This is a genomic window from Runella sp. (assembly GCF_027484545.1).
GTDB lineage: Bacteria > Bacteroidota > Bacteroidia > Cytophagales > Spirosomataceae > Runella.
On the sequence record NZ_JAIXST010000329.1, the window covers coordinates 24,044 to 34,653 of the forward strand.

Annotated in this window: 11 protein-coding genes; 8 read left to right on the forward strand and 3 right to left on the reverse strand. The window is 44.6% G+C overall.

Translation table 11 applies throughout. From position 1 onward, the window contains the following. Window positions 1–51: 51 nt before the first annotated feature. From Q0081_RS29505 to Q0081_RS29530, 6 genes are all read left to right on the forward strand, one after another. Complete coding sequence (locus Q0081_RS29505; RefSeq protein ID WP_298362014.1) at window positions 52–897, forward strand: MOSC domain-containing protein; 846 nt, start codon at window positions 52–54, stop codon at window positions 895–897. After that, complete coding sequence (gene crtD, locus Q0081_RS29510; protein ID WP_298362017.1) at window positions 894–2,381, forward strand: 1-hydroxycarotenoid 3,4-desaturase CrtD; 1,488 nt, start codon at window positions 894–896, stop codon at window positions 2,379–2,381. Before Q0081_RS29505 ends, crtD begins: the two co-directional genes overlap by 4 nt. Window positions 2,382–2,531: 150 nt before the next feature. Beyond that, window positions 2,532–3,503, forward strand: coding sequence for a type IX secretion system membrane protein PorP/SprF (locus Q0081_RS29515; protein ID WP_298362020.1), 972 nt, complete (start codon window positions 2,532–2,534; stop codon window positions 3,501–3,503). Window positions 3,504–3,603: 100 nt separating this feature from the next. Continuing rightward, entirely contained in the window at window positions 3,604–4,617 is a 1,014-nt protein-coding gene (locus Q0081_RS29520; RefSeq protein WP_298362023.1) for a zinc-binding dehydrogenase, read from the forward strand. A 159-nt stretch (window positions 4,618–4,776) separates the two neighbouring features. Then, window positions 4,777–5,844, forward strand: coding sequence for a 23S rRNA (adenine(2503)-C(2))-methyltransferase RlmN (gene rlmN / locus Q0081_RS29525; protein ID WP_298362026.1), 1,068 nt, complete (start codon window positions 4,777–4,779; stop codon window positions 5,842–5,844). Further along, the gene (locus Q0081_RS29530; protein ID WP_298362030.1) at window positions 5,841–6,179 is read left to right on the forward strand and encodes a DoxX family protein; all 339 of its coding nucleotides are present in this window, start codon (window positions 5,841–5,843) and stop codon (window positions 6,177–6,179) included. Before rlmN ends, Q0081_RS29530 begins: the two co-directional genes overlap by 4 nt. Before the next feature lie 137 nt (window positions 6,180–6,316). On the opposite strand, the gene Q0081_RS29535 is transcribed toward Q0081_RS29530, so the two are convergent. The 3 genes from Q0081_RS29535 to prfA form a co-directional block, all read right to left on the reverse strand. Continuing rightward, a complete protein-coding gene (locus tag Q0081_RS29535; RefSeq protein ID WP_298362033.1) occupies window positions 6,317–7,441 on the reverse strand; it encodes an acyltransferase family protein in 1,125 nt (374 codons plus the stop codon). A 104-nt stretch (window positions 7,442–7,545) separates the two neighbouring features. After that, entirely contained in the window at window positions 7,546–7,989 is a 444-nt protein-coding gene (locus Q0081_RS29540; protein ID WP_298362037.1) for a (4Fe-4S)-binding protein, read from the reverse strand. A gap of 89 nt (window positions 7,990–8,078) precedes the next feature. Continuing rightward, on the reverse strand, window positions 8,079–9,155 hold the full coding sequence (gene prfA / locus Q0081_RS29545) for a peptide chain release factor 1 (RefSeq protein ID WP_298362040.1): 1,077 nt from the start codon (window positions 9,153–9,155) through the stop codon (window positions 8,079–8,081). A 220-nt stretch (window positions 9,156–9,375) separates the two neighbouring features. On the opposite strand from prfA, the gene Q0081_RS29550 reads away from it, so the two are divergent. Both Q0081_RS29550 and Q0081_RS29555 read left to right on the forward strand, forming a co-directional pair. Further along, on the forward strand, window positions 9,376–9,744 hold the full coding sequence (locus tag Q0081_RS29550; RefSeq protein ID WP_298362042.1) for a two-component regulator propeller domain-containing protein: 369 nt from the start codon (window positions 9,376–9,378) through the stop codon (window positions 9,742–9,744). Continuing rightward, window positions 9,738–10,358 carry a response regulator transcription factor gene (locus tag Q0081_RS29555; RefSeq protein WP_298362045.1) on the forward strand — a complete coding sequence of 207 codons (621 nt, stop codon included), beginning with the start codon at window positions 9,738–9,740 and terminating at the stop codon, window positions 10,356–10,358. Before Q0081_RS29550 ends, Q0081_RS29555 begins: the two co-directional genes overlap by 7 nt. The last annotated feature ends 252 nt before the right edge of the window (window positions 10,359–10,610 follow it).

The window sequence follows — 10,610 nt, forward strand, 5'->3', positions numbered from 1 at the left end:
ACTGTGTTGTATTTTTTTCAAAAATACGAAAATCAGCGTTACTTTGTTGTTATGAATACTCCACTTCTCATTTCCGAAATTCTTATTTATCCCGTCAAATCGTTGGGGGCTATCAGCCTGTCACAAGCCGAAGTAGAAGAGCGCGGTTTACGCTACGACCGTCGTTGGTTGGTGGTTGATGATAACAATCGTTTTGTGACGCAGCGTCAATATCCCACTATGGCGCTTATAGAAGTTTCTATTACTGAAAATGGGTTACAATTGCGACATCGCACGCGAGATTTGGGCATATTAACCGTGCCTTTTCAGCCCGAAACGTTTGATTTAGTGACGGTGACGCTGTGGGATGATCAAATTGAATCGGTGATTGTCAATGATGCGTCTAACCGTTGGTTGAGCGAAGCATTGGGCTTTTCGGCACGTTTGGTGTATTTGCCGGATACGTCACCGAGGTTGGCCGATCCCAACTACGCACCCTTTGATGCTAACGTGAGCTTTGCCGACGGCTATCCGGTGTTGGTGATTGGACAATCTTCGTTGGATGATTTAAACACTCGACTGTCCGAACCGGTTTCTATGATACGGTTTCGTCCCAATTTGGTTTTTGAAGGCGGTTTGCCCTACGACGAGGACCAATGGTATGAGTTCACCGTCGGAAATCTGACCTTTTACGGAGTAAAGCCCTGCGCCCGTTGCATTCTGACCACTGTCGACCCTGAAAAAGGCGAGATTGCCGGAAAAGAACCCATACGCACGCTGTCAACGTATCGTAAACGGAACAACAAGATTTTCTTTGGGCAAAACCTAATGACCAATCAAACGGGAACGATAAAAATAGGAGATGAAATAAGTGTTCTGAGCCGTAAACAACGGCAAACCATGAGTGAAGAAATATGAAGAAAACAGTGGCAGTAATCGGAGCGGGAATTGCGGGAATTGCGTCCGGAATTCGTTTGGCCAATAAAGGATACGAAGTACACATTTTTGAAGCCAATAGCTATCCGGGAGGAAAACTGTCGAGTTTTGAATTGAACGGTTATCGCTTCGATGCCGGGCCTTCATTGTTTACCATGCCACATTTGGTGGATGAACTGTTTCAACTTTCGGGCAAAAATCCGCAGAATTATTTTGAATACATTCGTTTGGAAGAAGCCTGCCGCTATTTTTGGGATGATGGAGTTCGGTTGACAGCTCACGCCAATCAACAGGATTTTGCGAAAGAAATAGAGGAAAAATTAGGTGAGCCAGCCGAACACGTTTTGGCGCATTTACGCGACAGTGCGGTGAAATATGACGTCACCGAAAAGCTGTTTTTGCATCGTTCATTGCACAAAATCAGCACGTATTTTAACCGTGATGCGCTCAAGGGATATGCTAATATGCACCGTTTGGATGCTTTTACGACTATGAATCGCGCCAATGAGCGGCGATTCAAAAATCCACGCGTAGTGCAATTGTTTAATCGGTACGCTACTTACAACGGCTCTGATCCCTACCAAACACCTGCCACAATGAATATTATTCCGCATTTGGAATACAACATCGGCGCCTTCTTTCCCAAAAAAGGCATGGTGGACATCACGGAAAGTTTAGTCAAGTTGGCCGAAGATTTGGGAGTAAAGTTCCATTTCAATACCAAAGTTGACAAAATAGAAACATCAGGAAATCAGGTAGCAGGTTTAAAATTTGAACAAAAATCTGACTCCTCGCTCCTAAATGCCCACTTCTTCGACATTGTTGTCTCCAACATGGACGTCGTCAATACGTTCCGAAAGTTGCTGCCTGATGCCAAACAACCTGAACGAATTTTGCGACAACCCAAATCAAGTTCAGCGCTGATTTTTTACTGGGGAATCAAAAAGAGGTTTTCGGAATTAGGGTTACATAATATCTTCTTTTCCAACGATTACCGTGTTGAGTTTGAGCATTTGTTTCAGAAAAAAACAATTTGTTCAGACCCGACGATTTACCTCAATATTACTTCAAAACACAAAGCCGATGACGCTCCCGAAGGGGGCGAAAACTGGTTCATTCTGGTCAATGCACCCAATAATGACGGCCAGAACTGGGATTTGTTAATTGAACAAACACGCCAAGCCGTTTTTAAAAAATTGTCACACAACTTAGGTGTAGCTATTGAAGAGTTAGTGGAGTGTGAGGAGATTTTAGACCCTCGCAGCATTGAATCCAAAACTTCAAGTTCGCAGGGAGCATTGTACGGAAATAGCTCCAACAACCGTTTTGCGGCTTTTTTACGTCACGCCAATTTTTCCCGCGAGTTTCAAAACCTCTACTTTGTGGGCGGTAGCGTACATCCCGGAGGAGGAATTCCCTTGGCTATCCTGTCAGCCAAAATTGCTACTGATTTGATGCCGACTTAGCTTTGACAAAGTTCAAAACTTTGTCAAAGCTATTTTAGGCGCGGTTTTTGTGAGCACCAACACTACGGTTTTATCTTAATCTAATCCCTTTTGAAACATTTGTTACATCATATTCAATTAAAATGTAATAGAACTGCAAGATTTCTCTCTGTGGTTCTCTGTTTCTCTGTGGTTGAATGTTTGAGCCAACAACTCCCCCACTATTCACAATATCTTCAAAATCATTTTTTGATTAACCCGGCACTTGCTGGTATTGAAAACTATGCTGATGCGCGTTTGGGCTATCGACAGCAATGGGCAGGTTTGGAAGATGCGCCCCGGACTTTTTACATGACGGCGCATTTACCCGTTGGAAATCCTGATTTTGAAGTAGAACCGGCTTCGCCCCGATTCAGTTTCGGACGGGAGTCCGGCCCGACTCTTCCCGATGCCCACGGGGGGGCAGGGTTATCGCTCATTCGTGACCAAACCGGTCCATGGAGCCGATTTTCAATGAGTGTGTCGGGGGCTTATCATTACCCTTTGGGAGATTTATGGCAGCTAAGTGCAGGGATTTCTGGAGGAATTACCCAACATACCCTTGATTTTGACCGTATTCATTTGGCCAATTCTCAGGACCCGGTAGTGTCAGTGGGAAAAGTAAATACGTTGCGCCCCGATATGAGTGCAGGACTTTGGATTTACTCTCCTGAGTTTTTTGCAGGGTTTTCGGTGCAGCAATTAATAGGGTCAAAACTTAACTTTCGAAAAGGCGATTACGATTGGCAGGGAAAAGTGGTTCCGCATTATTTTCTGACGGCAGGCTATCGGTTGATTGTTGCCGATGATTGGGATTTTACACCTTCTGTTCTTTTTAAAAAAGCAACCAATGCTCCGCTTTCGTGGGATCTAAACCTTAAATTCAGCTACCAAAATAACTTTTGGTTTGGCCTGTCTTACCGTCAAAAAGACGCTTTTTGGGGCTGGGTAGGCGTGCGGGTCGCTCAAAAATTTACGGTCAGCTATACCTATGAGTACGTCATTTCTTCTCTACAATCGGCTACGCGCGGCTCCCACGAAATCGTGTTGGGTCTGACGCTCGGCAACCAGCGGCATTATACTTCACCGCGGAGTTTTTGGTAAAAGCTATCCTACTTTAACAACAAAATTTTTCTTTCCATCAACAAACGGAAGGGAATCGGTGTTGTTACATCAATTCAAAACCACTCAATTATACATTTTAATGAAAGCTGTTGTACTCCAAGAAATAAATCAGACTGTTTCAATTCAGGAAGTTGAAACGCCGCAGGCGGGTGCGGGTGAAGTCATTGTCCAACTCAAAGCCGCGGCGCTCAATCACCGGGACGTTTTTGTTCAACAGGGAAAATACCCCGGTATCAAACTGCCCGTTATTTTGGGGTCAGATGGGGCAGGAATTGTTTTGGAAGTAGGAGAAGGTGTTTCGGAAGAGTGGTTAGGAAAAGAAGTGATTGTAAATCCTTCGCAGAATTGGGGTGCCGACGACCGTTTTTACAGCAAAAACTTTAAAATTCTGGGAATGCCCGACAACGGTACATTTGCCGAATATCTCAAAGTAGAAGCTAAATACCTTACGCCAAAACCGTCTCATTTGAGTTTTGAAGCGGCGGCGGCACTTCCGCTCGGTGGCGTTACGGCTTGGAGGGCATTGATGTCGCGAGCGGCCATGAAAGCAGGAGACCGTGTTCTTGTGACAGGTATTGGTGGCGGGGTGGCTTTGCTTGTTTTGCAATTTGCGGTAGCTGCCGGTGCCGAAGTTTGGGTAACGTCAGGTTCGGACGAAAAAATCGCGAAAGCCGTAGAATTAGGGGCCAAAGGAGGGGTAAATTACAAAGATCCTAATTGGGCCAAAAACCTCATCGCGGCCACGGGCGGCGACCGAAGTGGATACTTTGAAGTAATCATCGACAGCGCCGGAGGGCCAGGCTTTGCCAAATTAATTGACGTTGCCACTGCCGGGGCAAGCATTTGTTTCTTTGGAGGAACAACAGGCAACATCACCGACATCATTCCCGGAAAAGTATTTTTTAAACAACTCAATATTTACGGTTCAACCATGGGAACGGAAGCTGAATTTGCCGATATGGTCCGTTTTATCGAAGAAAAACAAATTCAACCTGTTATTGATGAAATCGTTCCGTTGGAAGATGCCGAAGCAGCGCTACGGCGTATGGATAGCGGAACTCAGTTTGGGAAGATTGTGTTGAAGATTGGGTGATTAGGCTGTAAATCAGTAACTTTGTAAAAAATATATAACCTTGATAAGGTTTTCATTGATAACTATTTTTTTAATGAAAACCATCCCAACAACTGTTTTAATCAAACTATTAACGGATACCAGTTAACCGTTACGTTAACCAGTGCTTTAGTACTTAAAATGACAGAAACACTTTCCATACCGAAACAGGATATTCGTAAACTTACGGTTGCTCAATTGAAAGATTGGTTGACGCAACACGGTGAACAAGGCTTCCGTGCCAAGCAAATCGTTGAATGGCTTTGGAAAAAATCGGCTACTTCTTTTGACCAAATGAGTAATCTCTCGCTTAAAACCCGGGAGTTACTGACCGAAAACTTTGAAATTCGGGCTATTTCCAATGCCAAATCGCAGAAAAGCAACGACGGAACCGTAAAGTCGGCTTTTAAACTGCACGATGGACACCTCATTGAAGGGGTACTCATTCCGGCCGATGACCGCATGACGGCTTGCGTATCGAGTCAGGTGGGTTGTTCACTTACGTGTAAGTTTTGTGCGACGGGCTACATGGACCGCAAACGCAACTTAGACGCGGCAGAAATGTACGACCAAGTGGTTGCCATAGATCGTCAGGCAAAAGAAAATTTCAATTTACCGCTGACCAATATTGTGTACATGGGCATGGGTGAACCGCTGCTCAACTACGCCAATGTCCTTGAATCGGTGGAAAAAATTACGTCTCCCGAAGGATTGGGAATGTCGCCTAAGCGCATTACAGTTTCGACGGCTGGCATTGCTAAGATGATTATGAAATTGGGCGATGATGGCGTGAAATTCAATTTGGCGCTTTCGTTGCACGCGGCCAATGACCAAAAGCGGAATCAAATCATGCCCATCAATGAATCAAATTCATTGAAGAATTTGGCCGAGGCATTGCAGTATTTTTACCGCAAAACCCAAAATAGAATCACGTTTGAATACATCGTTTTTAATAACTTCAACGATACCCTGCAAGACGCCAAAGAATTGTGGGAGTTTACCAAAAAAGTGCCTGCCAAAGTCAACATCATTGAATACAACCCCATTGCCGAAGCTGATTTTAAAAATGCAGGCGTGGATAAACTGGCTCAGTTTGCGAAGTTTTTGGAAGATAAAGGCGTGATTGTAAACGTACGTCGCAGTCGGGGAAAAGACATAGACGCCGCCTGCGGGCAATTGGCGAACCGGGAGAAAGAAGAACAAAAATGAGTATATACTTTTTGGCGGGTTTGCTTATTGCAGCAGGGATTCTTCATTTAGTAAAGCCGAAATTGTATAAACGAATGATGCCGCCGCGGATTCCTGCTCCGCAGTTCAGTATTTTTATTTCGGGGGTGTTTGAAATTGTTTTTGGAGCAGGATTACTCTTTGTTCAAACACGTTCATGGTCGGCTTGGGGCACTATTTTGCTCTTTATTGCCATTTTCCCTGCCAATGTATATATGTTCACGTCGGGCAGATTTAGCAGAATCCCCAAACTGCTTCTTATTCTCCGTTTACCGCTTCAATTGGCCTTGATTTGGTGGGCTTATCAGTTTCTATAAAACGAATGACGAATGAACGAATGTCGAGTTACGAATTTTTTTCTAATACACATTTACGTTCGCACAAATTCATTTCAACATAAAAAAGCGGTCAGGCTTGAAATCTGACCGCTTTTTTATGTTGAGACACCGTAAAATTATACCTTCAAAAACACTTTCTTCTTATACAGGAAATACAAAAAGAGCCATTCGACAATGACGTAGCCAATGGCGTAAAAGACTTTTTGGTAAGGCTCTGAGAAATACTTGACAATACCTCTGAATAGCCGTTCGGACGTATGATCAAAAGCAATAAAATGCTGCGCCATGTAAATCAAAATGGAATTCATGCCAATCACGGCCAACACCCACGCCCAGCGATTCCAGTTTTGTACGTCAATGACCCAATAAAATACCGATAGTAAAATCAAACTCCAGCCGCCTACGGTTAACACAAATGAGCTCGTCCAGAGGTTTTTATTAATGGGAAATACGTAGTCCCAGAGTTTGCCCAATACGAGAAAAAGAACTCCTGCCACAAACAGAATCAGTACTTTTTGGGAACGAGAAGTAGAGCGCTCGTCAGATTTAAGAAGATTTCCTGCAAAAATTCCCAATAGCCCCGTGGCAATGGCCGGTACAGTAGAAATGAGACCTTCGGGGTCATGAATGTCTTTGTGTAAGTGTCCGGGTAATATCAAACGGTCGAAATAGCTGACCGGGTTACACTCCATTGTCATCTGACCTGCTCCGCAACCCGGTACCGGGACGAGCATCACAAACGCCCAATAGCCCAACAGCAAACCAACAAACCAAACATACTGTGTTTTGGTGTTGGTATAGAGATAAATGATTTGGGCAAACATCCCGGCTAAACCAATGCGCCCCAACACGCTCGGGAAACGCATTTCATCCAAGGGCTTGATTTGGAGACCATTGTTGTAAATAATGCCCAAAAGAACCAATGTTAAGCCGCGTTGAATAACCTTACGCAGCATTTTTCTGCGGTCATCGCCGCGTTCGAGGCGAACTCCCAGAGAAAACGGAGCAGATACACCGGATAAAAAAAGAAAAAGGGGGAAAATAAGGTCATAAGCTCTGAAACCGTTCCAGTCCGGGTGGGAGAGTTGGTGAGCCATGAGAATGGCACCTGACCAGCCCGTTGCTTCGGCCAGAAGATGGAAAATATCTTCGCCGCCGGTAATCCAAAACATATCAAAACCGCGCAGGGCATCCAAAGACAGCAGCCGGCGCGAGTGGGTGTCGGTAGAAGGGTGACTCATAGGTTAAGAGGAAAGCAGTAGATAGTAAATATTGGGTTATAGGGGGTGATTTTTACAAAACACCCATTACATACTACGTATGACGGGGTAGGATGTACTATGGTTTATCCTTCAAATTTTACAGTGACGTGGGAGCCGTCACAATAGGGTTTGTTTCCCGAATGACCGCAACGACAGAAAGCCGTCACTTTTGATTTTTTTGCAGCATTGCCGGCAGCATCTTTGACGGTCAAATTACCGTAAACCAACAAAGGGCCTTTGGTCAAAATTTCTACGACGGTTTCGCCTTCTACTTCTACATTTCCTTCAATTTCGTCGTTCCTGAAATAAGAAAGAGCTCCCGACGGACATTTTTTTACCTGTTTAACGATGATTTCGGTTGTACTACCTTCTGGAGTTACCCAAGGGCGTTTTCTTGGGTCAAAAACTGTGGGTAATCCTTTAAAACAAACAGCAGAGTGAATACATATATGAGGTTGCCATACGACCGTCACTTCCCCGTTTGTGTATTTTTTGCGGTCTGCCGCCGCGGGTATTTGTTTCTCCATAGGAATAGATTTTAAGTGGTATAGAATGGGTTGTATTAAAAACAACGAAATCTAAGCAAAATCCACTTAAAATCTAAAAAATCCGACTTTTATGCAGGCATTCCTTCTTTCATTCGCTCAGCATTTTCGGCAATTCGAAGTTGCTCAATAAAATCACCGATATCGCCATCCATTACAGTAGGCAGGTTATAAACTGTATAACCGATTCTGTGGTCGGTTACGCGGCTTTGGGAATAGTTGTAAGTACGAATTTTGTCCGAACGGTCACCGCTGCCTACCAAACTTTTACGTTGTGAGGATACGGCGTCGTTTTGCTTTTTTAACTCCATTTCGTAGAGTTTTGAGCGTAAGGTATTCATGGCGCGTTCACGGTTTCCGTGTTGACTGCGCTCTACCTGGCATACCACCACAATACCGGTCGGTTTGTGGGTCAATTGTACTTTGGTTTCTACTTTGTTGACGTTTTGTCCACCGGCACCTCCCGAACGCGACGTAATGATTTCGATGTCGGCCGGGTTGATTTCCACCTGTTCTACGTCCTCTACTTCCGGCATAACGGCTACGGTAGCTGCGGAGGTATGTACGCGTCCCTGCGACTCGGTTACGGGTACGCGCTGTACTCGATGCACACCTGATTCAAATTTGAGCTTGCCATAGACATCTTCGCCTATCACGCTCGCAATGATTTCTTTGTATCCTCCCGTACTGCCTTCGGTATAGTCCATGATTTCCATGCGCCAGCCCATATTGTCGCAGAATCGTTGATACATCCGAAACAAATCTCCCGCAAAAATGGAGGCTTCGTCACCACCCGTACCGCCTCTGATTTCGAGAATCACGTTGTGGCTATCGTTGGGGTCTTTCGGAATTAACATTTCTTTGAGGGCAGCATCCAACTCATCGGCTTGCGGCTGAAGTTCAATGAGTTCGGCTTTGGCCATGTCCCGCATTTCTTCATCGCTTTCGGTCGCAATCAGTTCTTTTGCGCCTTCAATTTCACTCAATACTTTTTTGTAGGCTTGGTATTTTTGGACTATTTTGTCCAAATCCTTATACTCCTTACTCAATTTTGAAAAACGTTTTTGGTCGGAAACGGCTTCCGGTTGCACAATTTGTTGGGCAACTTCGTCAAAACGCTCTTTTATGGCTTCTAACTGTTCTAACATGGGTATTTTGTGTTTCTTTCGTCAAAACAAAGAATCACCCTTCAGTTTTAACGATATACTTTTGAAAATGCAAAGTTACGATTTTATAGTCACAGTTTGTTGCATAAAGAAACGGTTCTAACAACAAGCTTTTCAGTGATTTCTTTAACTTTGATACCCCTCAATTCCCCCAAAGTGGGGGAAGGAAAAATGAAGTAATTGAGAATACCTTTGTAGGGATATGAAAGAGTGGCTTTTAATCGGGTTGTGGTGGATCTGTTGGTCCGGTGTGAAAGCATCGCCGATTGGCTTTGACTTTTGGAACCACATCGGCCCCGGCGAAGGCCTCAGTCAAAACTGTATAGGTTCTATCCTGCAAGACCACCGTGGACTGATGTGGTTTGGCACCCAGGATGGACTCAATTGTTACGACGGTCAGCGGATGCAGGTGTATCGTCAAATCCCCTTCGATTCTACATCATTGTCAGAGGATTATATCACGGCTCTTTACGAAGATTCCCAACAACGACTGTGGGTAGGAACCACCAATGGCTTAAACTGTTATCAATTCAGCAGCGGTACTTTTCGGCGAATATTCCAAAAATGCTAACCCGCCTCTGCCTCGTCGAAGACGACCACCTCATCCGCGAAGCGTTTGCCGATCTGCTAAACAACACCGAGGATTTTCGGGTAGTCAACACCTATTCCAACTGCGAAGAATACCTGCGCAACCTCGCCACCAACCGCCCCGATGTGGTACTGATGGATCTTGAACTCCCGCGCATGGGAGGCGTGGAAGGGATTGAACGTACCAAAAAATTACGCCCTCAAACCCAACTCATCGTAGTAACGGTTTATGAAAGTGATGAACTGGTATTCAGAGCATTGTGCGCTGGAGCGGGAGGCTACCTTACCAAAAATATGCCGCCCAGCCGGCTCATTGAAGCTATCCGGGAGATATGCCAAGGCGGCGCACCGATGAGTACCAACATTGCCCGCATGGTGGTGGCTTCGTTTCAAAAAACCACCATTCACCCCTCACGGCCCGCGAAACGGAGGTATTGGAGCGTATTTCACAGGGGGAAAGCTATACCACTTATTGCCGATGAGTTGTTTGTAGATAAAGAAACCATCCGCACCCACATCAAGAACATCTACTGGAAACTGGAAGTCCACTCCAAAGCCGAGGCGATTGAAAAGGCGCCGAAGGAACGATTGATATGAAGCGGTTTTTTGTTATTTTGCTCAGAAAATAACAACCATTCTATCATAACTCTCTATCGACATGAGTAAAATTGACCACGTTTTTAAGAACAACGAAAAATGGATAACCGAAAAACTCGCTGTAGATCCAAATTATTTCCCGCTGTAATATTTTGTGTGTTAACCCTTTTGTCCTGTTATTTTTGTTTTCAAAATCACAATTATGGCAAAAGTAAAAATTGAAATCACAACTGATATAGGCGAAACTGTTTT

Coding starts and splice junctions, on each gene's coding strand:
- Q0081_RS29555 (WP_298362045.1), top strand. CDS start 9,738: ATGCTAACCCGCCTCTGCCTCGTCGAAGACGACCACCTCATCCGCGAA.
- crtD (WP_298362017.1), top strand. CDS start 894: ATGAAGAAAACAGTGGCAGTAATCGGAGCGGGAATTGCGGGAATTGCG.
- Q0081_RS29520 (WP_298362023.1), top strand. CDS start 3,604: ATGAAAGCTGTTGTACTCCAAGAAATAAATCAGACTGTTTCAATTCAG.
- Q0081_RS29540 (WP_298362037.1), bottom strand. CDS start 7,989: ATGGAGAAACAAATACCCGCGGCGGCAGACCGCAAAAAATACACAAAC.
- prfA (WP_298362040.1), bottom strand. CDS start 9,155: ATGTTAGAACAGTTAGAAGCCATAAAAGAGCGTTTTGACGAAGTTGCC.
- Q0081_RS29550 (WP_298362042.1), top strand. CDS start 9,376: ATGAAAGAGTGGCTTTTAATCGGGTTGTGGTGGATCTGTTGGTCCGGT.
- Q0081_RS29505 (WP_298362014.1), top strand. CDS start 52: ATGAATACTCCACTTCTCATTTCCGAAATTCTTATTTATCCCGTCAAA.
- rlmN (WP_298362026.1), top strand. CDS start 4,777: ATGACAGAAACACTTTCCATACCGAAACAGGATATTCGTAAACTTACG.
- Q0081_RS29535 (WP_298362033.1), bottom strand. CDS start 7,441: ATGAGTCACCCTTCTACCGACACCCACTCGCGCCGGCTGCTGTCTTTG.
- Q0081_RS29530 (WP_298362030.1), top strand. CDS start 5,841: ATGAGTATATACTTTTTGGCGGGTTTGCTTATTGCAGCAGGGATTCTT.